At 73.0% G+C, this 22,938-nt stretch carries 16 protein-coding genes; 7 read left to right on the top strand and 9 right to left on the bottom strand.

Translation table 11 applies throughout. The annotated features are described in order from the left end of the window. Window positions 1–14: 14 nt before the first annotated feature. From E4N63_RS28715 to E4N63_RS28700, 4 genes are all read right to left on the bottom strand, one after another. Window positions 15–890, bottom strand: a complete 876-nt coding sequence (locus E4N63_RS28715; protein ID WP_125625841.1) for a universal stress protein — start codon at window positions 888–890, stop codon at window positions 15–17. A gap of 147 nt (window positions 891–1,037) precedes the next feature. Then, the gene (locus E4N63_RS28710; RefSeq protein WP_230242082.1) at window positions 1,038–3,446 is read right to left on the bottom strand and encodes a glycoside hydrolase family 65 protein; all 2,409 of its coding nucleotides are present in this window, start codon (window positions 3,444–3,446) and stop codon (window positions 1,038–1,040) included. Continuing rightward, on the bottom strand, window positions 3,443–4,252 hold the full coding sequence (locus E4N63_RS28705) for an HAD family phosphatase (RefSeq protein ID WP_185831329.1): 810 nt from the start codon (window positions 4,250–4,252) through the stop codon (window positions 3,443–3,445). The genes E4N63_RS28710 and E4N63_RS28705 overlap by 4 nt, the downstream gene beginning before the upstream one ends. Window positions 4,253–4,417: 165 nt before the next feature. Next, entirely contained in the window at window positions 4,418–5,290 is an 873-nt protein-coding gene (locus E4N63_RS28700) for a universal stress protein (protein WP_230242081.1), read from the bottom strand. Between the two features lie 185 nt (window positions 5,291–5,475). Here E4N63_RS28700 and E4N63_RS28695 point away from each other — a divergent pair, with 185 nt between their 5' ends. Continuing rightward, complete coding sequence (locus tag E4N63_RS28695) at window positions 5,476–5,937, top strand: Crp/Fnr family transcriptional regulator (protein ID WP_125625845.1); 462 nt, start codon at window positions 5,476–5,478, stop codon at window positions 5,935–5,937. A gap of 64 nt (window positions 5,938–6,001) precedes the next feature. Here E4N63_RS28695 and E4N63_RS28690 read toward each other — a convergent pair whose 3' ends face one another. From E4N63_RS28690 to E4N63_RS28670, 5 genes are all read right to left on the bottom strand, one after another. Next, window positions 6,002–7,426 (bottom strand): GH1 family beta-glucosidase, encoded by a 1,425-nt coding sequence (locus E4N63_RS28690; RefSeq protein ID WP_230242080.1) that lies wholly within the window; start codon window positions 7,424–7,426, stop codon window positions 6,002–6,004. A gap of 48 nt (window positions 7,427–7,474) precedes the next feature. Then, entirely contained in the window at window positions 7,475–9,052 is a 1,578-nt protein-coding gene (locus E4N63_RS28685) for a GH1 family beta-glucosidase (protein ID WP_125625847.1), read from the bottom strand. Window positions 9,053–9,442: 390 nt separating this feature from the next. Further along, window positions 9,443–10,360, bottom strand: coding sequence for a carbohydrate ABC transporter permease (locus E4N63_RS28680; RefSeq protein ID WP_125625725.1), 918 nt, complete (start codon window positions 10,358–10,360; stop codon window positions 9,443–9,445). Further along, on the bottom strand, window positions 10,357–11,382 hold the full coding sequence (locus tag E4N63_RS28675; RefSeq protein ID WP_374112900.1) for a carbohydrate ABC transporter permease: 1,026 nt from the start codon (window positions 11,380–11,382) through the stop codon (window positions 10,357–10,359). Before E4N63_RS28675 ends, E4N63_RS28680 begins: the two co-directional genes overlap by 4 nt. Window positions 11,383–11,453: 71 nt before the next feature. After that, window positions 11,454–12,794 carry an ABC transporter substrate-binding protein gene (locus tag E4N63_RS28670; protein WP_230242079.1) on the bottom strand — a complete coding sequence of 447 codons (1,341 nt, stop codon included), beginning with the start codon at window positions 12,792–12,794 and terminating at the stop codon, window positions 11,454–11,456. Window positions 12,795–13,884: 1,090 nt separating this feature from the next. Here E4N63_RS28670 and E4N63_RS28665 point away from each other — a divergent pair. The 6 genes from E4N63_RS28665 to E4N63_RS28640 all read left to right on the top strand — a co-directional run bounded on the left by E4N63_RS28665 (window position 13,885) and on the right by E4N63_RS28640 (window position 22,891). Beyond that, a complete protein-coding gene (locus E4N63_RS28665) occupies window positions 13,885–14,913 on the top strand; it encodes a LacI family DNA-binding transcriptional regulator (RefSeq protein ID WP_125625723.1) in 1,029 nt (342 codons plus the stop codon). A gap of 665 nt (window positions 14,914–15,578) precedes the next feature. After that, window positions 15,579–17,006: a GH1 family beta-glucosidase gene (locus tag E4N63_RS28660; RefSeq protein WP_125625727.1), complete on the top strand. Its 1,428-nt coding sequence runs from the start codon at window positions 15,579–15,581 to the stop codon at window positions 17,004–17,006. Window positions 17,007–17,048: 42 nt separating this feature from the next. Next, window positions 17,049–18,212: a radical SAM protein gene (locus E4N63_RS28655; protein ID WP_230242078.1), complete on the top strand. Its 1,164-nt coding sequence runs from the start codon at window positions 17,049–17,051 to the stop codon at window positions 18,210–18,212. A 24-nt stretch (window positions 18,213–18,236) separates the two neighbouring features. After that, window positions 18,237–19,865, top strand: coding sequence for an NAD(P)-binding domain-containing protein (locus E4N63_RS28650; RefSeq protein ID WP_230242076.1), 1,629 nt, complete (start codon window positions 18,237–18,239; stop codon window positions 19,863–19,865). A gap of 55 nt (window positions 19,866–19,920) precedes the next feature. Further along, window positions 19,921–21,258 (top strand): MFS transporter, encoded by a 1,338-nt coding sequence (locus E4N63_RS28645; protein ID WP_230242074.1) that lies wholly within the window; start codon window positions 19,921–19,923, stop codon window positions 21,256–21,258. Continuing rightward, a complete protein-coding gene (locus tag E4N63_RS28640) occupies window positions 21,251–22,891 on the top strand; it encodes a PIG-L family deacetylase (RefSeq protein WP_125625720.1) in 1,641 nt (546 codons plus the stop codon). The genes E4N63_RS28645 and E4N63_RS28640 overlap by 8 nt, the downstream gene beginning before the upstream one ends. Window positions 22,892–22,938: the final 47 nt, after the last annotated feature.

Raw genomic sequence — 22,938 nt, 5'->3', positions numbered from 1 at the left:
GCCCCGCCCCCGTGTCAGTCGTGGGCCACCACCGCGACGGGGCAGTCGGCGTGGTGCAGCGTCGCGTGGGCCACCGGACCCAGATGACGGCCGCGGCCCGGGTTCCCGCGGCGGCCGACGACCATGAGCCCGGCCCGGGCCGAGGCGCTCAGCAGCACCTCCGCCGCGGCACCGATGTCCACGTGCTCGACGACCTCCACCTCGGGGTACCGCTCCCGCCAGGGCTTCAGCGCGTCGTGGAGCAGCTTCTTCTCGTGCGCCTCGATGCCGCCGGACTCGTCGGCGAGCTTCATGGCCGCCGGGCTGTAGTTGAAGACCGTGGGCAGGCTCCAGGCCCGTACGGCGCGGAGCCGCATGCCGTGGGCCGCCGCGTGGGCGAAGGCGAACGCGAAGACCGGTTCACCTCCGGCCGTGAGCTGGTGCAGGCCGGCCACGACCTCGTCCCGTCGCCGCTCCGGCCGGTCGCTCTCGTCCTCGGCCGCCCGCACCATGACCACCGGACCGCCGGCCCGGCCGAGCACCTGGAGGCCGACCGAGCCCAGCAGGAAGCCGAGCAGGGGGCCGTAGCCGCGGGTGCCGAGGACGAGCATCTCGGCGTGCTCGCTCCGCTCCAGCAGGGCCGCGACGGCGGGCGCCGGGGGCTGTTCGACGGTGAGGTCCAGATCGGGGTACCGCTCCTCCAGCCCGGCCGCGGCCTCGTGCAGCATCCGCCGCGCCGCCTCCCGCTGGGTCTCCTCGTCCCGGGTGACGGGCAGGTCGACCGGTTCCCAGCTCCAGGCGTGCACCAGGGTCATCGGCAGCTCCCGCAGGAGCGCCTCCCGGGCCGCCCAGTCGGCGGCCGCGAAACTGGCCCGGGTGCCGTCCAGACCGGCGACGACGGGTCGGGGCATGGGAGTTACCTCCGTGTGCTGAGTGGGGCGGATCGGTCGTGGGGACACCGGCGCGCCGGCGGTTGCCGCGCCGGGTGTCCCGTCCGAGTCTTCCCTACCCGGCGGATCCGCCGCGCACCGCGGGGCCCCGGGCCGCGGACTCCCGGCCTACGGCTCCGTCAGCTCCAGCGTGCAGGACTCGCCGGGGTCGAGCGTGACGGACCGGTCGGGGAGCACCAGCCGGACCGGCGGTTCGTCGGACGCCGGTACGTCAATGCGGAGTTGACCAGGACTCAGCCGCATGGCCAGGCCCCAGTGGTTGTGGTAGCGGACGGTGAAGCAGTACTCGGACAGTTCCGGCAGCGGCGCGGGGTCGAGGACGAGCGCGTCGGCGCGCGGGTCCATCCCGGTCAGACCCCGCTGCACGAGGTCGAGAGTGCCGGCCATGGCGCCGAGGTGAATGCCCTCCTCGGTCGTGCCGCCCTGGATGTCGGCCACATCGCCCTTCAGCGCCTCCAGGCAGAACTCCCACGCTTCGGCCCGCCGCACCCGGGCCAGGACCCAGCCGTGCACCAGGCCGCTGAGCGTCGAGCCGTGCGAGGTGCGGCGCAGGTAGTAGTCGACGGTCCGCCGCCAGGTGTCGTCGTCGAGTTCGTAGCCCAGGTGCCGGAAGATCCCCGCGAGTTCGGCGGGCGGGAAGAGATAGCCGAGCATCAGTGCGTCGGCCTGCTTGGACGCCTGGTAGCGGTTGGCGCTGTCGCCCTCGGCCTCCAGGATGCGGTCCAGCCGGCGGATGTTGCCGTAACGGCGGCGGTAGCCGTCCCAGTCCAGCTCGGCGAGTTCGCCGTAGCCCTCGAACTGGCTGATGACCCCCCGGTGGAAGGGCACGTGCAGCCGGCGGGACACCTCCTCCCAGCGGTCCGGTTCGCCGGGGTCCGTGCCGGTCTCCTCGAAGAGCTGCCGGCGGCGCGGCTCGGGCAGGGCGCGGACGACCTCCAGGGCGCGGGTGAGCACCCAGGCGGCGGTGACGTTGGTGTACGCGTTGTCGTCGAGCCCCGGGGCGGACGCGTCCGGGTAGCCCTCGTGGTACTCGTCGGGGCCGACCACCCCGCGGATGCGGTAGCGGCCCAGCGCCGGGTCGAACTCGGCGCCGCTCGCCCAGAAGCGCGCGATCTGCGTCAGCATCTCGGCGCCCCTGGTCTGCAGATAGCCGGTGTCCCCGGTGGCCTCGCAGTAGTGCCAGACGTTGTAGGCCACCGCGGAGCCGACATGGTGCTGGAGCCGGGAGTGGTCGGGCAGCCAGCGGCCGGAGCGCGGGTTGAGATGGACCTCCTGGGTCTCCTCGCGGCCGTCGGCGGCGCTCTGCCACGGGTACATCGCGCCGAGGCGGCCCGCCTCGCGCGCGGAGCGGCAGGCGCGGGGCAGCCGCCGGTGCCGGTAGTCCAGCAGGGCGCGGGACACCTCCGGGAAGTGCAGGTTCAGATACGGCAGCACGAACAGTTCGTCCCAGAAGACGTGGCCCCGGTACGCCTCGCCGTGCAGGCCCCGCGCGGGCACGCCGACGTCGAGTCCGGCGGTGTGCGGCGAGAGGGTCTGCAGGACGTGGAAGAGGTGGAACCGCAGGATGCGGCCGGCCTCGCCGGGGACGTCCAGCTCGGCGCGCTCCCACAGTTCGTGCCAGGCCCGGCGGTGGGAGGCGAGCAGGTCCGCGTAGGGGGGTGCCTGTCCGGCCCGGTCGAGGACGGCCTGGAGCGGGTCGCCGACGGCCGGGTCGCGGGAGGTGTGCAGGGCGACGGTCTTGTCGACGGTGGCGGGCCTGCCGGGCGCGGCGGGCAGGAGCAGCAGCCGGCGGGTGTGCGCGGTGCCCGGTTCCAGCCGGGAGGAGACGGGCTGGGGTGTGGTGGTGGTCCGCGCGGCCATGCCGATGCCGATGTCGGAGCGGGTGGTACGGCAGTGGAGCCAGACGGTGTCCGGTTCCCGGATGCCGGTGGTGACGCCGGTGAGATGGCGCCCGGCGAGGTCGCGGTAACGGGCCACACCGGAGTTGGTGACCTCGCCGTCGAGTCCGGACTCGACGTCCAGGAGACCCGACCAGTTCTCCGGTTCGAGGACGGTGCGCAGCACGGCGAGGTGCGGGTCGGCCATGTGCAGGAAGCGGGTCTGTTCGACGCGGATGCGGCGGCCGGCCGTGTCCTCGCAGCGGAAGTCGCGGGTCAGCGTGCCGGAGCGCAGGTCGAGGGTCTGCTCGTGGGCGAGGAGGCTCCCGGCGTCGGGTGAGAACCAGGCGGTCTCCGGGGCGGTGTCCGCCGTGCCGTCGCTGTGGGCGCGGAAGCGCAGCGGCAGCCAGTTCGGCAGGTTGACCATGTCCTCGTTCTCGACCTCGCGTCCGGCGACGGTGGAGGTGAGCCGGTTGTAGCAGCCGGCGGCATAGGTGCCGGGGTAGTGCACGCCGTCGGCGGTGCACTCGGGGGCGGCGCCGCGGGTGGCGAAGTAGCCGTTGCCGAGGGTGCACAGGGCTTCGCGGAGGCGTTCCCGGGCCGGGTCGTAGCCCTCGTACCTCCAGGTCCAGTCGTTCATGCCGGGCCTTTCTCGGTCTCGGGGCCGGGACGGGGGCTCACCCCGGGGCCGGGGATCACACCCGGTCCGGGCCCGGACAGGAGTTCGGCGAGGTCGCGGACCACGCGGTCGGCGCCGTGCCGGCGCAGATCCTCGGCTGCGCCCTCGTCCTCGGTCCGGCTCACGCCCACGACCAGACCGAACCCGCCGCGGCGGCCGGCCTCGACGCCGGCCAGCGCGTCCTCGACGACGGCGGTTTCGCGGGCCGGTACGCCCAGCCGGGCGGCGGCCTCCAGGAAGAGCGCGGGGTCGGGTTTGCCGGGCAGCCCGAGCCGGGCCGTCTCACGGCCGTCGACGAGGGCGTCGAACAGGTCCCGTACTCCCGCGCTCTCCAGCAGTTCGCCGGCGTGCCGGGAGGCGGAGGCGGCGGCGCGGGGCACACCGGCCCGCTTCAGCGCGCGCAGCAGCCGGACGGTGCCGGGGTAGGCCTCGATGCCGCCGGCCCCGAGGCGTTCGGTGAAGAGGCGCTCCTTGAGGGCGGCGACGGCCCGCACCGTGCCGGTGCCGGGCGGGTCGCCGGGGTCTCCGGCGGGCAGGCGCAGTCCGCGTGAGACGAGGAAGGCGGCGGCACCGTCGAGACGGGCCCTGCCGTCGACGTGGCGGCGGTAGTCGTCGCCGGGGTCGAAGGGGCGGCGGGCGGCCGGGTCGGGCGGCGGGTTGTCGCGCAGGCAGGCGTCGAAGGCCGTCTTCCAGGCCGCGGCGTGCACCCGGGCGGAGTCGGTGATGACCCCGTCGGTGTCCAGGACCCAGGCCCGCGGGGCGGGCACGGGGGCCGCGGCCGCCTGCTGCGGGTCCTGCCGCGGATCCGGGCCCCGTGCGGGGGCCGGGGCGTCCGTCGCGGGGTCCTCGTGCACGGGCGTTCCCTCTCCGGTGCGGTACGGCTGCGGACGGCCGCCCGGGCCGACGCTGGTCCGGCCCGGGCGGGAGCGTGGTCAGTGCCGCTCGGGGACGACGGCCACGGGGCATGCGGCGTGGTGCAGCACGGCGTGGTTGACGATGCCGAGCTGGAGGCCGAGGTGTCCCTCGCGCCGGCGCGCGCCCACGACCAGCAGGCCGGCGGTGCGGGAGGCGTCCAGCAGGACCTTGCGCGCCGGGCCCTCGACGATCTCGTGGGTGACCTCGACCCCGGGGTGGTCGCGCCGCGGTTCGCGCAGCAGTTCCTCCAGGATCCACTCGGCCTGCTCCTCCTCCGCCTGGCCGGGGTTTCCGGTGAGCAGGGGGTGCCGCATCGGCTCGTGCGGGCGGCGCCAGGCCCGTACGGCGGTCAGTCCGGCCCCGCGGGCCTCGGCCTCGCGGAGGGCGAAGCGGGCGGCGGTGGCGCCGTCCGTCTCGTCTCCCGCGCCGAGCACGACCCGCCCGCCGGACGCGGCCGGACCGTGGTCCGTGCCGCGGACCACGACCACCGGGCAGTCGGAGCGGGCCGCCACCGCCAGGCCGACCGAGCCCAGCAGCAGACCGCTGATGGCGCCCCGGCCCCGGCTGCCGGTGACGAGGAGCGAGGCGTTGCGGCCCTCCCGGACCAGGGCGGCCGCGGGGTCGTCGGGGACGGCCTCGGTGGCGACCACCAGCCGGGGTTCCCGCTTGCGGGCGCGTTCCTCGGCGGCCCCGAGGATCTTCTCGACCGGCAGCGGCTCGGCGAAGCGGGCGGTGCCCGCGGCGGACTCGGAGCCCTCGTACGCGCCCCACAGGGAGGCGTGCACGATCCTCAGGGCCGCCCCGTGGCGGGCGGCCTCGTCCACCGCCCAGTCCAGTGCGGCCAGGCTGTGTTCCGAACCGTCGACACCCACGACCACGGGCAGTTCCATCGGTCCACCGTCTCCTCTCTCCCGCCGGCCCTCTCGCCGGCCTCACGGCTCCACCGTCGCACCCTCCCCTGTTCCCCGGCAGGGCGGTACGGCACCCCGATTCGGGGACTTTCGGCCCCGTACGGAGGCGCCCCCGCAGGCGGATCATCGACAGGGGACACCGAAGTGTGCGAAGGGAGCGGATGATGACCAACAGGAACGGCGTACTCGCCGCGCTGACGCAGGAGCAGCGCGAGAGGCTGATGGAGCTGTCCCGGGAGGTCGTCTTCCCGGCCGGGACGCGGATCTTCGAGGAGGGCCGGACGGCCGACCGCTTCTGGCTGATCAAGTCCGGCAGCGTCACGGTCGACGTGCACGTGCCCGGCCGCCGCTCCCCCACCGTGGAGACGCTCGGCACGGGCGATCTGCTCGGCTGGTCCTGGCTCATCCCGCCCCGGCGCTGGAACTTCGGCGCGGAGGCCCTCAGCCCCGTACGGGCCTACCAGTTCGAAGCGGCGGAGGTGCTGGCGCTGCTGGACGAGGACCCGGTGCTGGGCCGGGCGATGTCCACCGCGGTCGCGGGGGTCGTCGCGCACCGGCTGACGGCCGCCCGCACCCGCCTGCTGGACCTGTACGCGCCCTACGGCAGCGGCGCGGCCGCGAGCTGAGCCGCACCGTCCCCCTCGTCCGCGTCCCGCCGCAGCCACCCGCGGCGGGACGCGGACCGTCCGGTCAGCCGGTGGTCCGGGGGGCGCCGCCGTGCCGGGCCCGGTGGTCCGCGATCAGCGACCGGTACCAGTGGAAGCTGTCCTTCGGGGTGCGCTCCAGCGTGTCGTAGTCGACCCGGACGATCCCGAACCTCCGGTCATAGCCGAACGCCCATTCGAAGTTGTCGAGCAGGGACCAGACGAAGTAGCCGCGGACGTCCACGCCCGCGGCGATCGTGTCCGCCAGCACCCGCAGATGGTCGCGGAGGTACGCGACCCGGTCCGCGTCGTGGACGGAGCCGTCGTCGGCCACGGTGTCGGCCTCCGAGGAGCCGTTCTCCGTGATGAGGAGGGGCGGCAGGGACGGGTACTCCCGGGTGAGCCCGGTGAGGAGCTCGCCCAGGGCCTCCGGGACGACGGGCCAGCCCATGGTGGTCCGCCGGACGTCCTCGCGCCAGAGCTCGGCCGCGCCGATGTCCACGGCGGTGCGCGCGGCGGGGTCCGGCTCGGTGTGCGGGACGTCGCGCACGGTCATCGGGCGGTAGTAGTTGATACCGGCGAAGTCGAGCGGCTGTCCGATCAGCTCCAGGTCGCCGTCGAGCCGCCAGGAGGGATCCGCGGCGAGCTCGCCCCAGGTCTCCCGCTCGTACCGCGGGTAGCGGCCGGCGAACAGCGGGTCCAGCCAGATGTCGTTGTGCACGGTCCTCGCGCGCCGCACCGCCGCCCGGTCGGCGGAGGTGCCGCTCTCGGGGACCAGCAGCTCCGGGTTGAGCGTGATGCCGACCTCCCGGGCCCCGGCCTCGCGCAGCGCCCGTACGGCCAGGCCGTGGCCGACCAGCAGATGGTGGGCGGCGGCCAGGGCCCCGCGGCCCTCGCGCGCGCCGGGCGCGTGCCGGCCCCGCGCGTAGCCGAGGAAGGCGCTGCAGAACGGCTCGTTGAGAGTCATCCAGCGGCCGACGCGGTCCCCGAGCCGCCCGGCGACGACGGCCGTGTACTCGGCGAAGAGCTCCGCCGTCTCCCGTATCCGCCAGCCGCCGCGGTCCTCCAGGGCCTGCGGCAGATCCCAGTGGTAGAGGGTCGCGCAGGGGGTGATGCCCGCCTCCAGCAGGAGGTCGGTGAGCCGGTCGTAGAAGTCCAGGCCCGCCTTGTTGACCTGACCGTCGCCGCCGGGGCGGACCCGCGGCCAGGCGATGGAGAAGCGGTAGCTGTCCACGCCGAGTTCCCGCAGGAGGGCGATGTCCTCGCGGTAGCGGTGGTAGTGGTCGCAGGCGGTGTCCCCGGTGGCGCCGCCCTCGACCTTGCCGGGGGTGCGGCAGTAGGTGTCCCAGATGGACGGCGCGCGGCCGTCCTCGTCGTGGGCGCCCTCGATCTGGTACGCGGCGGTGGCGGCGCCGAAGCGGAAGTGCGCGGGGAAACGCGGGAGGTCCCGGGGAGTGCCGGTGTCGGTCATGGGGATGGGATGCCCTCTCACTCGTACGGAAGCGGCTCGCGGACGGGCCTACTGCTCGGACAGCTGTCCGGAGATCTCTCCGGGGACCTGCCCGGGAACCTGCTGCGCCCCGGAGACCCGCCGCTCGGGCAGCTGTTCGGTGAGCGGGGCGGAGTTCTGCTCGGGGAACGGCATGGGCGCCTGCTCGGGCAGCGGCAGCGGAACCTCGTCGGGGAGACGGCCGGTGCGGGCGACCCCTGCGTACCAGCGGGCGCTGGACTTGGGGATGCGGGCCTGGGTCTCGTAGTCGATGTAGATGGCCCCGACCCGCTTGCCGTAGCCGTAGGTCCACTCGAAGTTGTCGAGCAGCGACCAGAGGAAGTAGCCGCGCACGTCGGCGCCGTTCTGCAGCGCCCGCAGGACGGCGTCCAGATGGCGGTGGAGGTAGGCGACGCGCTCCGGGTCGTGCACCGTGCCGTCGGGGCCGGGGCGGTCGTCGTACGCCGCGCCGTTCTCGGCGATCACCAGCGGCAGGCCGGGGAAGTCGGCGGTGAAGCTCATCAGCAGGTGGTAGAGGCCGGTGGGGTCGACGGGCCAGCCCATCGCGGTCCGTTCGCCGGACGGCTGGTGGAAGACGACCCCGTCCGCCCCGGGCCACGGCGAGGCCGGGCGCGCGGTGCCGCGCGCGGTCCGCCCGTCGGGGCGGGAGGCGGAGACGACGCGGGAGGTGTAGTAGTTGATGCCCAGCGCGTCCAGCGGCTGGTGGATCGCGGCCGGATCGCCGTCGCGGACGAAGGACCAGTCGGTCAGCCGGGCGGTGTCGGCGAAGAGGTCGTCGGGGTAGGCGCCGGCCAGCATCGGGCCGGTGAAGATCCGGTTGCCGACCGCGTCGATGCGCCGGACGGCCTCCAGGTCCTCCGGCGTCTCGGAGAGCGGCCGGACCAGGTGCGGGTTGAGGGTGACGCCGATCTGGGCGGCGGGCGGCAGGGTCTCGCGGAGCACGGCGGCGGCCCGGCCATGGCCCAGGTTGAGGTGGTGCGCGGCGCGCAGCGCGGCCACCGGGTCGGCGCGGCCCGGGGCGTGGGTGCCGGAGCCGTAGCCGAGGAAGGCGCTGCACCAGGGCTCGTTGAGGGTGGTCCACAGGGAGACCCGGTCGCCGAGGGCCTCCGCGACGATCTCCGCGTAGTCGCCGAAGCGCTCGGCGGTGGCGCGCCGCGGCCAGCCGCCGACGTTCTCCAGGTCCTGCGGCAGGTCCCAGTGGTAGAGGGTCACCGCGGGCTGGATGCCGTTGGCGAGCAGCTCGTCGCAGAGTCGCCGGTAGAAGTCGAGGCCGCGCTGGACGGCCGGGCCGCGGCCGGTGGGCTGGACCCGGGGCCAGGAGACGGAGAACCGGTAGGCGCCGATGCCGAGTTCGCGCATCAGGCGGACGTCCTCCGGCATCCGGTGGTAGTGGTCGGCGGCCACGTCGCCGGTGTGGTCGCGGAAGACGTTGCCGGGGGTGTGGCTGAAGGTGTCCCAGATGGAGGGGGTGCGGCCGTCCTCGGTCGCGGCGCCCTCGACCTGGTACGCGGCGGTGGCCGCCCCCCACACGAAGCCCGGCGGGAAGGAGCGGGCCGAGGCGGCGGACCGGACTTCGTGCGCGGTCATGGGGAGAGCACTCCTTGGCTCGGTACGGACGACGGGGAGAGGCCCGGGGACCGGTGGGGGTGATGCCGGGGTCGGGCGGAGCGGGGGCGCGGGGCGGGGGCGGTGAGTCGTGAGGATCGTCGCGGAAGGGACGCTGCACGGGGATCGCAGGGGTGCTGCCGGGTGGTGCGGTATCGCGCGCGGTGGTGCGGGACGGTTCGGGGTGGTGCGGGCGGTGCCGGTGGTGCGGGCCGTGCCGGTGGTGCGGGCGGTGGTCCGGACCGCCACCGCCGGGCCGGAGCCCGCCGGGCGCCGTCGCGGCGCGGTCCTCGTCACCGCGTCAGCGCCGGAGCCACCGCGGGTGGTCGCTCCGCGGGGGCTCCGGCGCTCCGGTGTGCGGGCCGGCGCGGGTCAGCTCTTGACGGCTCCCGCGGTGATGCCGCCGACCACGTGCTTGCCCAGCAGGGCGAAGACCGCCAGCAGCGGGATCGTGGCGATCAGCGCACCGGTCAGGACGACCGCGTGGTTGACGGTGTGGTTGCCGGCGCCGAGACCCGCGAGGGCCACCTGCAGCGTCGGGTTCCCGTCCGGTGTCAGCGCGATGAACGGCCAGAAGAAGTCGTTCCACGACTGGACGAAGATGAGCATTCCCAGGACCGCCATCGCGGGCCGGGCGACGGGGAACACCACGTGCCAGATGATGCGCAGGCTGTTCGCCCCGTCCATCCGGGCCGCCTCGACGAGCTCCACCGGCAGCGCCTCCAGCAGGAACTGGCGCATGAAGAAGACGCCGAACGCGGCCACCAGGGTGGGCAGGATGACCGACTGCAGCTGGTCGACCCAGCCCAGTTCGGTGATGATCTGGTAGAGCGGGATCACACTGAGCTGCGGCGGCACGGTCATCGTCGCGATGACGACCGCCAGCAGGATGTTGCGGCCGCGGAACTGCAGCTTGGCGAAAGCGAATCCGGCCAGGGTGGCGAAGAGCACCGTGCTCATCGCGACCGTGCCCGCCACGATGGTGGTGTTGATCAGCGCCTGGCCCATGTGGACCTGGTTCCAGGCGATCTCCAGATTGGTGAAGAGCTGGTCGCCCGGCAGGAGCGGCGACGGCGCCTGGACGACGCGCTCACCGGTGTGGGAGGCGGCCACGACGTTCCAGTACAGCGGGAACAGCGAGAAGAACGCCGCCAGCGCGAGCACGATGTAGGTGACCGGACCGGCGTGGTTGTGGCCGCCGGCCCGGCCGGCCTTCCCGCCGCGGCGCTGGGCCTGCGCCCTCCGGCGGCCGGCCGGGGCCGGCGGGACCTTGGTCAGGGCGTGGGTCATGAGGGGGCCCCCGTCTTCTTGCGGTTCCTGCGGGAGATGAGGGCCTGCGCCCCGCCGACGAACAGCAGGAGCAGCAGCATCACCCAGGCGATGGCCGAGGCCTGGCCGAGGGAGCCGGTGACCCAGCCCTTCTCGTACATCAGCAGGCTCAGCGTCTGGTACTGGTTGGCGCTGCCGCCGCCGATGCCGAGGCTGCCGCCGAAGATCAGCGGTTCACCGAAGAGCTGGGTGGCGCCGATCGTCGAGACGACGATGGTGAAGAGGATCGTCGGCCGGATCGACGGGATGGTGACGCTGATGAACTGCCGCCAGCGGGAGGCGCCGTCGAGCGCCGCGGCCTCGTAGAGGTCGTTCGGCACGGCCTGCATCGCGGCCAGGTAGATCAGGGCGTTGTAGCCGGTCCAGCGCCAGGTGACGATGGTGGAGATGGCGATCTGCGCGGGCCACTTCTCGGTCTCCCAGTTGACCGGGTCGATCCCGAAGAGGCCGAGGAAGCCGTTGATCATGCCGTAGTCGGTGTTGAACAGCTGCGCGAAGACGAGCGTCGCGGCGGCGATCGAGGTGGCGTACGGCGCGAGGATCGCGACCCGGTAGAAACCGCGGCCGCGGAGTTTGTAGTTGAGCAGATGCGCCAGGCCGAGCGCCATCAGCAGCTGCGGCACGGTGGAGATGACGCCGATGGTGAAGGTGTTGGCCAGCGCGTTCCAGAAGAAGTCGCTGTCGGCGAGCCCGGTGTAGTTCTCCAGGCCGCGCCACTCCGCGTCTCCGCCGAGCTCCACCCGGTGCAGGGAGAGCCAGCCGGTGTAGATCAGCGGGAAGAGCCCGAAGGCGGCGAAGGTGAGGAAGAACGGGGCGATGAACGTGTAGGGGGTCGCCTTCACGTCCAGCCGGTACAGCTTGCTGCGCCAGGCGCTGGGGGCCTTGCGGCGCCGTGCTGGTCGGGGGCGGGCGGCGCGGGGGCGGACTGCCGTCCGCGGCCGCCCGTACGGAGGTAGCCACGAGTGGCGTCCTTCCACGGGGATCGGTTCTGACGGTGGCTCAGGCGTACGGGCCGCCCGCCGGCGAGATGCCGGGCGGGCGGCCCGCCGTCCCGTTACTGATCGATCTTGTCCTCGATCAGGTTCTTCACGTTCTTCCAGGCTTCGTCCGGGTCCGTCCCGCGCTGCTCGATGTCGAGGATGCCGTTGTCGGTGAGGAAGGTCTTCACCTGGCCGTCGTAGCGGCCGATGGGCGCCGGCTCGATCTCCTGGGCGGCGGCGGAGTAGATCTCGCCGATCGGGGTGTCACCGAAGTAGTCGATCTTGGCGGTCTTCACCTCCTCCGACTCCATGGCCTTCGTGGTGGACGGCATCAGACCGGCCTTGGCGAAGACCTTGGCCTGCTGCTCCGGGGCGGTCAGCCAGGCGGCGAGCTTGGCGGCCTCCTTGGTGTTCTTGCCGGCCTTCGGCACGGAGAGGAAGGAACCGCCCCAGTTGGCAGCCACCGGCGGAGCGGCGATGTCCCACTTGCCCTGGTTCTCCGGGCCCGCCTGGTCCTTGATGATGTTGGTCATCCAGCTCGGGCAGACCACGGTGGCGAACTTGGAGTTCTTGAACGCCGCGTTCCACGTGCCCTTCTCGTCGAACTGGCGCAGCTTGGCGGTGAGGTCCGCCTCCGCCGCCTCGACGGCCAGGTCCCAGGCCTGCTCGACCCCGGAGCTGTTCTCCCAGTCGAGCTGGCCGCGGGAGTTGGAGTACTGCTCCGACGAGCTGGAGATCACGGCGTTGAAAAGGCCGCTGGCGGAGTCGTGGAAGGCCGTGCCCTCGGGCGCGTTGGCCTTGTACTCCTTGCCCTGCTCGATGAACTTGCCCCAGTCGCCCTCCCACAGCTTGCCGACCTCCTCGCGGTCGGTCGGCAGACCGGCCTTCTCGAAGAGGTCCTTGCGGTAGCAGATCGCCATCGGGCCGATGTCCGTGCCGAGGCCGACGACCTTGTTGTCGGGCGTGGTCGCCTGCTTGATCTTCCAGTCCAGGAAGTCGGCGGTGGAGGCGCCCTCGGCGGAGGAGAGGTCGACGAACTTGCCGGCCATGGCCGGGCTCGTCGCCTCGGCGATGTAGCCCACCTCGATCGCCTGGATGTCGGAGAGACCGCTGCCCTGGGAGAGCCGGAGCTTCAGGGTGTCCCAGTACTTCTGACCGTCGGAGACGTTGTTCTCGACGATCTTGATGTTCGGATTCAGCTTCTCGTACTCGGCGTAGAGCTTGGCGCCCGTCTTGTTGTCGTAGCCGAACGATCCGAAGGTGCCGACGCGCAGCTCGATCTTGCCGTCGCTGCCGGCCCCGCCCTCGGAGTCGCTGCTGCATCCGGTGATCAAGACTGCGCAGGTCGCGAGCCCGGCCACCGCCGCTATCGCGGTTCTGCGGCTACGGCCGCGGGTCCTGCTGGAAGTGCGCATTCCACTCTCCTTGTCCAGGTGGATCTCTGGGCTGGTGCCACGGGACGGTCCGTTCCGGGGGCGGCTGCGACGGTGCGCCGCAGGGGCGCCGGCCGGTTCGGACCTCGAGGGGGCTTGACCGGCCGGCCCGGGCCTCTGGGGACCGGCGGCCTCGTGGTGCTGGACGCTGTCGAGTGCAGGCCTCCCCCCGGAAGGCCCGACTCCGCCTGGCGAGGGGTGGGAGCGCTCCCACTCGCGCCATGCCCGAAGGTTTTCGCCTCAGAGGGAAAGTGTCAAGACGTGAATACGGTTTCGTTGTGCGCATGTGTCCTAACGGCCACCCGGAGCTGCGACAGGAGGCACGTCGGGGCAGGCCGGAGGGGGTGGCCGGGCCGCGACACCGCGTCAACCACCGCGCGGACCGGCGGGATTGCCCGGTGAGGGCCCATCACTTCCCGAAGGGAGGGGACGACGGCACGAAGGTGAAGAACGGATGCCATGGCGCGCACTTGTTCGCGGTTCGTTACACGGGGCGGGGCGCCGGCCCGCCACTCCGGGGGCCCGGCCGGACGCCGGGACGGACAGCGGGCGGGGGCGGCCCATGGCGCCGTGGCGGCGCCCCGGCCACCACCGGCGGGGGCGAACCCGCCGCCCCGGCCGGCCCGGAGCACGGCACCGTACACCGGCGGGCCGCTCCCCGCCGTATCGCGGCCGGGGCCCGGCCGGGCGTACACCGGCACGCGTACCGGTGTACGCCCGTTCCGGCCCGGAACGGCCCGGCGCGGGGCGGGCGGCGGGCGGGGCACGACCGGGCCGGAGCACTTCCCGGGCGGCCCGCGTGACGGGGCGGCGTCCGGTTCCACCCGCTTCGGCCGGGCCCGGCGGCGGGGCGGTGCGCGGGCCGGGCCCGGCGCGTGTGACGGGAGGGTCTGGGGCGACGCGTGTTCACTTCAGCGGCTCGGATAGCATGGGAGCGCTCCCAAGAATGGGGCGGGATCGGGCCGGGCGCCGGTCCGAACGAGTGGCCGGAGACGGCCCTGACCGGCACGGCCGGCCCTCCCCGCGGAACCCATCGGGGCGGCCCGGACGGGGCCGACGGTGGGGAGGCCTGATGGCGGTGAACGGACGGCGGAGCCGGCAACCGACACTGGAGGAAGTGGCCGCGCGAGCGGGGGTCGGCCGGGGGACGGTGTCCCGGGTGATCAACGGCTCGCTGCGGGTCAGCGACCAGACCAAGGCCGCGGTCGAACAGGCCGTGGCCGAGCTCGGCTACGTACCGAACCGGGCGGCACGGGCACTCGCGGGGCACCGGACCGACGCGATCGCCCTGGTCGTCCCGGAGGCGGAGACCAAGCTCTTCGCCGAACCGTACTTCTCGGACATCGTACGGGGAGTCGGAGCGGAACTCGCCGAGACCGAGATGCAGTTGCTGCTGACGCTGATCCGCACGACGAAGGAGCGGGAGCGGTTCGCGCAGTATCTGCGGGCGGCGCGGGTGGACGGCGTGCTCGTCGTCTCGGTGCACGAGCACGACCCACTGCCGGACCTGCTGGAGGACCTGGGGCTGCCGGCCGTGCTCAGCGGGCGGCGTTCCGATCTGGAGTCGGTGTCGTACGTGGACTCCGACAACGTGGGCGGCGCCCGGTCCGCCGTCGCGCATCTGCTGGCCGGCGGGCGGCGGCGGATCGCCACCATCACGGGCGCGCTCGACATGTACGTCGCCCAGTGCCGGCTGGACGGGTACCGCCAGGCGCTGGAGGCCGCGGGGGTGGGGGGCGGCCGGCACCTGGTGGCGGAGTCCGACTTCACCGAGAGCGGGGGGCGCCGGGCGATGGCCGAACTGCTGGAGCGGGAACCGCGGCTGGACGCCGTGTTCGCGGCCTCCGACGTGATGGCCGCCGGCGCGCTGGGCGTCCTGCGGGCGGCCGGGCGCCGGGTGCCGGAGGACGTCGCCCTGGTGGGGTTCGACGACTCGGCGATCGCCCGCCACACCGATCCGCCGTTGACGACGGTGCGGCAGCCGATCGAGGAGATGGGACGGGCGATGGCACGGGTGCTGGTGGAGGAGATCGGGTCGCGGACGACGGCGAAGCGCCATGTGGTGCTGGGGACGCGGCTGGTGCACCGGGACTCGGCGTAACCGCCTCGCTGCCTCACCGCCTCCGGGTGCGCGGGCGCGCGGGTGCGCCGCGCGCCCGGGGCGGCCCGACCGGTCCCCGCCGCGCGCGGAGCCCCGGAGTTCCCGGCCCGGCGCGACCCCATCCCGGCGCGCCCCCGGCCCGGCGCAACCCCGGCGCAGGGAAAACCGGCGGCAAAGCCGGTGGTGGGAGGCCGGAAGCGGTGATTCATTTGTTGAATGCAGCGACCGGGACGCCCACGGCCCGGAGAAGCACCGCGCCCGCCGCCGGAGCACCGGGCACTTCTGGGCCGGGCGGGGCCGCAGATACGGCAGCGCCGGGTGTGGCGAGCAGCGGCGGTTGGGCTCTTCTTTCCGGTGGATTACGGCCCGCACACACCGGCGCGCCGGGAAAAGGCCAGGTCACCGGCGTGCGACGGGCGGTGCGGGTTGCGTCCGCACGCCCCCGGCGCGGCAGAGCGGAGGGCGTTGAAATCTTGACACCGGCTGTCGGCTCCGCCACATTTATGGGAGCGCTCCCAGTGGTTTTTCCGTCACCACCCGCCCGCTGCGACCCCGGTTGACCTGGTGGCCGCATTCCACCCGATTTTGGGAGCGCTCCCACTCGCTTCGCAGGTGCGCTGCGAGCCGTATTCGACAGTTGTTGATGACGAGGTCCGGACGTGACAATGCAGGATGAACAGACCGCTGTGGCACCCGAGGCAGAGCCTCGGGTCGCCGCCTTCCCGACCGGCTTCCTCTGGGGTGTGGCCACTTCCGCCTACCAGATCGAGGGTGCCGCGGACGCGGACGGCCGCGGACAGTCCATCTGGGACACCTTCGCGCATACTCCCGGACGGGTCGTCGCCGGTGACACCGGCGACGTGGCCGCGGACCACTATCATCGCTACCCCGAGGACGTCGCCCTCATGTCCGAACTCGGGCTGGGCGCCTACCGGTTCTCGGTCTCGTGGCCCCGCATCCAGGCGGACGGCTCCGGCCCGGCGAACGCCCGGGGTCTCGACTTCTACCAGCGCCTGGTGGACTCGCTCCTGGAGCGCGGCATCGAGCCGGCGGTCACCCTCTACCACTGGGACCTCCCGCAGGCGCTGGAGGACAAGGGCGGCTGGCTGAGCCGGGACACGGCCTACCGGTTCGCCGAGTACGCCGGGATCATGCGCGAGGCGCTCGGCGACCGGGTCAAGCTGTGGACCACGCTCAACGAACCCTGGTGCGCGGCCTTCCTCGGGTACGGGGAGGGCAAGCACGCCCCGGGCGTCCAGGACCCGCCGGCCTCCCTGCGCGCCGCCCACCACCTGCTGCTCGCCCACGGGCTGGCCGTGCCGGCGCTGCGCGCCGCGGCACCCGGACCGGTGGAGATCGGCACCACGCTCAACTTCTACCCGGTGTCGTCCGCCTCGGACGCCCCGGCGGACCTGGACGCGGCCCACCGCATCGACATCCTGCAGAACCGCCTCTTTCTCGACCCGGTGATGCAGGGCGGCTACCCGGCCGACATCCGCGCGCACCTGGAGCGGGTCTGCGGCACTGAGCACATCCTGGACGGCGACGAGGCGCTGATCGGGGCGCCGATCGACTTCCTCGGCGTCAACTACTACACCTCGTACCACGTGGCGGGGGGCGGCGAGCCCGCCGAGGGCCCCGGCTCCTGCTGGCCCGGCGCGGAGGACGTGCGGTTCCTGTCCTGCGGCCGGCCGCTGACGGACATCGGCTGGGAGATCGACGCCCAGGGGCTCCGCACCATGCTGGAGCGGATCAACAGCGACTACCCCGGCATCAAGATCATGATCACCGAGAACGGTGCCGCCTACGACGATCCGATCACGCCCGACGGCAAGGTCCACGACGAGGACCGGATCGCCTACGTGAACGCGCATCTGCGGGCCACGCACGAGGCCATCACGAACGGTGTGGACGTGCGCGGCTACTTCCTCTGGTCGCTGCTCGACAACTTCGAGTGGGCCGAGGGCTACGCCAAGCGCTTCGGCATCGTCCACGTCGACTTCGACAGCCAGCTGCGCACACCCAAGGACAGCGCCTTCTGGTACGGCGGGGTGGCCCTGCGCAACGGCCTCTCCGACGGCGGGAACGGCTGACACACCACCAGCACACCACCAGCACGGCACAGCGAACGGCAAGTGAACGGGGGACTCGTGTACGGAGCGGACGAACAACCGGAGTTACCGGGAGAACTGGGCGCGGCCGACGTGGGGCGGAAGCTCGACCTCGTCGGCAAGCTGTACCAGCGCTCGGTACTGCCGGCGGTGCGCGAGGTCGCGCAGGGACGGCGGCTGAAGTGGCCGCTGGTCGTCGATCTGGACCCGACGACCCTGTGCGATCTCGCCTGCCCCGAGTGCATCAGCTCGGGGGTGCTCAACCAGGGGCAGTTCTCCCGGGACCGGATCACCGGCCTCGCGCACGAGCTGGCCGGTTCCGGGGTACGGGCGGTGATCCTCATCGGTGGCGGGGAGCCGCTGATGCACCGGTCCATCGGGACCGTCATCGAGGTGCTGCACGGCGCGGGCATCCGCATCGGGCTGGTCACCAACGGCACCCTGATCGGCCGCTATCTCGACGAGCTGGCGTCCATGCTCTCCTGGGTCCGGGTCTCCCTGGACGCGGCCACCCCCGGGACGTATGACGTCTTCCGGCCCAGCCGCCGCAAGTCCAGTGTGTTTCCGCAGATCATCGCGGACATGCGGCGGCTGGCCGAGCGCAAGGCCGGGCGGCTCGGCTACTCGTTCCTGCTGATGCAGCGCTTCGACGACGAGGGCCGGCTCACGGCCACCAACTACCCCGAGGTGCAGCAGGCGGGGGAACTCGCCAAGGACATCGGCTGCGACTACTTCGAGCTGAAGGCGATGCTCGACGCCGACCACTTCACCGTCAACCAGGCCGCCGAGCACACGGAGCTGGTCGAGGAGCAGTGGAGCCGGCTGCGCAAGCTGGAGGACGAGTCGTTCCGGCTGCTCCGGTCCTCCAACTGGCTGGCCGTCCGGTCCGGTTCGGATCCGGTGCAGAAGAAGGAGTACGCGGCCTGCCCGGTCGCCGAGCTGCGCACCACGGTCACCCCCACCGGTGTCTACATCTGCCCGTACCACCGGGGCCACGAGAAGGGGAAGCTGGGCGACATCGCGGAGATGTCCTTCGAGGAGATGTGGGCCCGGGCCGACACCACCGCCGTGGACCCCCGCGAGGACTGCCGGTTCCACTGCGCGCGGCACCCCGTGAACGTCGAAATCGGCGGGTTGCGGCACCGCGAACCGCCCGAGCCCGTAGACGACTTCGACCCCTTCATCTGACGGCACACCGGAGACCCCCACGCCATGTCGCCCTTACCCGAACCCCGGCCGCCCCGCCCGTTCCGCGTCGCTCCCCGCGCCAGGAGACGCTCGCGGATCGCAGTCATCGGAGCGGGGCCGGCCGGTCTCACCAGCGCCAAGCAGGCGCTGGCCGAGGGCCACGACGTGGTGCTCTACGAGAAGAACGCCGATCTGGGCGGGATCTGGGACCCGGCCTCCGGCGGCGCCTACCCCGGGGTGCGGATGCAGAGCTCGCGGATGAGCTTCCCGTTCTCCGACTTCCCGCCCCGGGGCGTGGACGACTTCCCCACGCTGCCGCAGGTGCACGCCTATCTGCGCTCCTACGCCGAGGCGTTCGGGGTGCTGCCGGTCTGCCGCTTCGGCCACCGGGTGGTCCGGGTGGCGCGGGAGGCGGACGGATGGCGGGTCACCGCCCGGCACGAGGGGGGCGAGAGCACCGGGGTCTTCGACGCGGTGATGGTCGCGAGCGGTGAGCTGTGGGAGCCCCGGCTGCCGGAACACATGCCGGGCCCCGCCGCCCCGGTCCGGGTGTGGACGGCCAAGTCCTACCGGGGCCCGGCGGACTTCGCCGGCCGCCGGGTGCTGGTGGTCGGCGGCGGGGTGAGCGGCGCGGACATCGCCGCCGAGCTGTCGGACACCGGTGCGCGGGTGGACTGGTCGGTGCGCGGGCGGGCCCTGTTCCTGCCGCGCGACTGTGCGGGCGTCTACAACGACGCGCTCTTCTCGTACGCCGGCCGGGTCGCGCTGGAGGAGATGCCCTACCGGGACTACCTGGCCTGGCTGAGCGGGCTGCTGCCCGAGTACATGGCGATGTACCGGCGGACGGGCCTGCTGCCGGCGGACGGCTTCCACGGCGCCGTCCACGTGAACGAGAAGGCGATTCCCCGGGTCTACCGGGGACGGATCACGGTCCGCCCGGCGTTCGAGCGGTTCGCGCCCGACGGCACCGCGGTGCTGGCCGACGGCAGCGAACGCTCGTACGACGACGTGGTGCTGTGCCTGGGGTACGGGATGCCGGACTACGGCTTCATCGAGGGCTTCCGCCGCGAGGACCTCTACGAGCACCACTTCTTCCGGCACGACCCGACCCTCGCCGTCATCAACACCCCGGTGGACACCGAGGGGTTCGGCACCGCCTGCCCCTACTTCGAGACCATCGCCGCCTGGGCGCTGGCCGTTTTCGCGGGGCGGGCGACGCTGCCGGACGAGAGGACGAAGGCCGCCTGGTGCGAGCGGCACCTGGGCCGGCCGGGCGAGCGGCGCCACCTCGACTGCTGGCTGGAGACCATCCGCATCGGGCTCGCCGCCGGAACCCTCCCCGATCCGCGCACCTCCTTCGCCGCCTACTGGCGGCTGGTGTCCGGCACCGTGGCGCCGTCCCGGCTCCGCCCGGAGGGCCCGGCCCTGCCGCGCCCCGCCACCTACGACGGACTGCTCGACCTGGACCATCTCCGGCACCGCGTCCTCGCCTCCCTCCCCCTCGCCGACCGGGACGGTCTGCTGGCCGCCGGGGAGATCGGCCGGGCGGACTACGAGGCCGCGCTGCTCGTCCCCGACGGCCGGGAACTCCCGCCCTGGCTGCCCTACCGGCAGCGGCGCGGCTCGTGGCTGCCGACGGCCGTGCCCGGGTGATGCCCGGAGGCGTCCCGCAGCCCGGCCCCGTACCCGTTCCGCGCCAGGGAGAAGTGTGAACACCACCACCGTCACCGCCAAGACGCGCGTCGTCGGCGTCCTCAAGGACGGCGCGCTCAACAGCCTGATCGGCGTCACCGGCATGGTCGGTGTCGCCGGGGCCATGGTCGTCACCTCCACCAGCCTCTTCCTGTCCGACGCGGTGCGGGTGTCGCCACTGATGATCGGGCTGTTCTTCGCCGCGCGGGCGGCCTCCGAGATCCTCTCCGACCTGGTCGTCGGGGCACTGTCCGACCGGATGTCGAGCCGGCGCTCCCTGCTCGCGCTGTGCGCGGCCTGCTCGGCGGCCGGCGCGGTCGGCTATCTGCTGCTGCGCGACTACTACGCGCTACTGGTGACGGGCGCCCTCTTCTTCGGCATCGGCGGCGCCGTCTTCTCGCAACTCTTCGCCTACACGCGGGAGTTCGCGGACAGCCGGGGCACGGACGCCGCGTTCTTCAACTCGGCGCTGCGCTCGGTGACCTCGGTGGCCTGGATCGTCGGCCCGCCGTTCGGTTTCTATCTGATCTCCTCCCGCGGCTTCTCCAGCCTGTTCTTCGCGGCGGCCGTGTTCTACCTGCTGTCGGCGGCGCTGTGCGCGCTGGCACTGCCGGACACGGGGAAGACCCGGCCGACCGCCGTCGCGGAGGCCGGCGGGGCGGCGGACGGTACGGCGGAGGGCCTGCCGGAGAGCGCGGCCGGAGACACCGCGGCCGGCACCGAGAGGACGGCGCGGACGGCGCCCGAGAAGACCGCGGCACCCGCGGCACCCGCGGCGCCCGCCCCGCCCCGGAACGCCTTCTCCGGTCTCACCCCGCGCGTGCGGTCCCTGATGGCCGTGATCGTGCTGATGCTGACCGTCAACAGCATCTACCAGATCAACATCGCCCTGTTCGTCACCAAGGACCTGGGGCTGGGCAAGGGCTTCGCCGGGCTGCTGCTCGGGCTGGCCGCCGCGCTGGAGATCCCCCTGATGATCTACACCGGGGCCAAGGCCGAACGGATCGGCAAATGGCGCCTGGTGACCGTCGCGGCCGTCTGCGCCACGCTCTTCTTCGCCGCGCTGCCGTTCACCGAGTCGCCGGTGGCACTGCTGCTGCTCCAGGTGCCCAACGCGCTGTGGACGGCGATCGTGCTCAGCATCCCCGTGATCATCCTGCAGAACGCCATGTCCGACCGGATCGGCGCCGCCTCGGCCCTCTACGGGGCCTCCTTCAAGGCGGGCAGCTTTCTCGGCGGGATGACCGCCGGCGCCGTCGCCCAGTGGCTCGGCTTCACCCATGTGTTCTGGGCCTGCGCCGTGCTGAGCGCGGTGGCCGCCCTTCTGCTCGTCACCGGAGGAACCGATGAGTAGCACTCCCGGACCGGACGTCAGCGTCGTCGTCCCCACCTACAACCGCGCCGGCCTGCTGCGGCACACCCTGGACTCGCTCACCCGGCAGACCCTGCCGGCCGGGCGGTTCGAGGTACTGGTCGTCGACGACGGCTCCACGGACGACACCGCGCGGCTGGTGACGGAGTACGAGAACCGCCTGACCCTGCGCTACTTCGCCCACCCCGACGAGGGCTACCGCGTCGCCCGCGCCCGCAACACCGGAATCACGAACGCCCGGGGCGGCATCTGCGTCCTCGTCGACTCCGGCGTGCTGCTGCACAGCGGCGCGCTCCGCGCCCATCTGGACAGTCACGCCGCCTCCGACCGGCCCGTCGCCGTCTGCGGCTACGTCTTCTGCTTCAACGAGGACAACGAGGACGGCGCCGAGATCGAACGTGCCATCGACTACGCGGACCCGGACTCCTTCATGGCGGGGCTGCGGCGCGAGGGGCGCTGGCTGGACATCCGCGAGGAGTTCTACGAGAAGTACGGCGAGGACTTCGCCTCCCTGCCCGCGCCCTGGCTGGTCTGGTGGACCTGCAACGTCTCCGCCCGTACCGAACAGCTGCGCTCCGTCGGCCTGTTCGACGACGCGTACCGCGCCTGGGGCGCCGAGGACGTCGACCTCTCCTACCGGCTGCACCGCGACGGCGCCGTCTTCGTCATGAACCGCGACGCCTGCGCCGTGCACGTGCCGCACAGCAAGAGCTACACCGAGAACATGCGGTCGGTCGCGGCCAACTACCGCTACTTCGCCTCCAAGTACGGCACGCCCATCACCTCGCTCGTCGACGGCAACCACTTCTTCGCCGTCAACGACCTCATCCGCGAGCGAGGGCTGCCCGGATGCGCGGAGCACCTCGCCGCCGAACGCGCGCTCGCCGACGGCCCGGACGGACCGCCCCGTCAGGTGCTGGTCTTCTCCCCGCACCAGGACGACGAGGTGATCGCCTGCGGCGGCACCCTCGCCCGCCGTGCCGCCGAGGGCGCCCGGGTGCAGATCGTCTTCTCCACCGACGGCTCCCGCTCCCACCAGGCCGTGCTGGGCATCAACAGCGACCCCACCCCGGAGGAGCTGGCCGGTATCCGGCAGAAGGAGGCGGAGGCGGCGGCCCGGGCGCTGGGCCTGGGACCGGACGGGGTGCAGTTCCTCGGCTTCACCGACACCGCGCTCGCCGAGGCGCTGCCGGAGTTCCGGGCCCGCGTCCGCGCGGTGCTGGAGGCCCACCCGGAGGTCGAGGAGGTGTTCCTGCCGCACGAGATCCGGGAACTGAACGCCGACCACCGGCTGACGGGCGAGGTGGTCCTCGACTGCCTCCGGGAGCTCGGACTCACGCCCCGGCTGCGGAAGTTCGTGGTCTGGGACGAGCAGACGGAGGCCGAGTTCGGCTTCACCAACCGCAGCGAACCGGACCGCACCGTCCCCGAGGGCGGCGAGCGGCTGCTGTCCCTCGACATCCGCGAACACCTCGACACCAAGCGGGCCGCGCTGGCCGAGCACCGCACCCAGGTGACGCTCTACTGCCCCGCCCAGGACCGGCCGGTCGTGCCGGACGTCTTCGCCGCCCGCGTCCGCGCCCGGGAGGTCGAGCAGTTCTGGGTGCCGGCCTGACGGCGGTGCCGCCCGAGGGCCGGTCCCCGCCCCGTCCCCACCCGCAG

The organism is Streptomyces sp. MNU89, assembly GCF_020982505.1.
Lineage (GTDB): Bacteria > Actinomycetota > Actinomycetes > Streptomycetales > Streptomycetaceae > Streptomyces > Streptomyces xinghaiensis.
The sequence above is the reverse complement of the archived record's forward strand: the minus strand, read 5'-3'. Positions and strand labels throughout refer to the sequence as shown.

What these genes read in the sequence shown, in the direction of transcription:
- E4N63_RS28660 (WP_125625727.1), top strand. Translation starts at nt 15,579, where the DNA reads ATGCAGGATGAACAGACCGCTGTGGCACCCGAGGCAGAGCCTCGGGTC.
- E4N63_RS28685 (WP_125625847.1), bottom strand. Translation starts at nt 9,052, where the DNA reads ATGACCGCGCACGAAGTCCGGTCCGCCGCCTCGGCCCGCTCCTTCCCG.
- E4N63_RS28710 (WP_230242082.1), bottom strand. Translation starts at nt 3,446, where the DNA reads ATGAACGACTGGACCTGGAGGTACGAGGGCTACGACCCGGCCCGGGAA.
- E4N63_RS28670 (WP_230242079.1), bottom strand. Translation starts at nt 12,794, where the DNA reads ATGCGCACTTCCAGCAGGACCCGCGGCCGTAGCCGCAGAACCGCGATA.
- E4N63_RS28665 (WP_125625723.1), top strand. Translation starts at nt 13,885, where the DNA reads ATGGCGGTGAACGGACGGCGGAGCCGGCAACCGACACTGGAGGAAGTG.
- E4N63_RS28700 (WP_230242081.1), bottom strand. Translation starts at nt 5,290, where the DNA reads ATGGAACTGCCCGTGGTCGTGGGTGTCGACGGTTCGGAACACAGCCTG.
- E4N63_RS28640 (WP_125625720.1), top strand. Translation starts at nt 21,251, where the DNA reads ATGAGTAGCACTCCCGGACCGGACGTCAGCGTCGTCGTCCCCACCTAC.
- E4N63_RS28695 (WP_125625845.1), top strand. Translation starts at nt 5,476, where the DNA reads ATGACCAACAGGAACGGCGTACTCGCCGCGCTGACGCAGGAGCAGCGC.
- E4N63_RS28680 (WP_125625725.1), bottom strand. Translation starts at nt 10,360, where the DNA reads ATGACCCACGCCCTGACCAAGGTCCCGCCGGCCCCGGCCGGCCGCCGG.
- E4N63_RS28690 (WP_230242080.1), bottom strand. Translation starts at nt 7,426, where the DNA reads ATGACCGACACCGGCACTCCCCGGGACCTCCCGCGTTTCCCCGCGCAC.
- E4N63_RS28715 (WP_125625841.1), bottom strand. Translation starts at nt 890, where the DNA reads ATGCCCCGACCCGTCGTCGCCGGTCTGGACGGCACCCGGGCCAGTTTC.
- E4N63_RS28650 (WP_230242076.1), top strand. Translation starts at nt 18,237, where the DNA reads ATGTCGCCCTTACCCGAACCCCGGCCGCCCCGCCCGTTCCGCGTCGCT.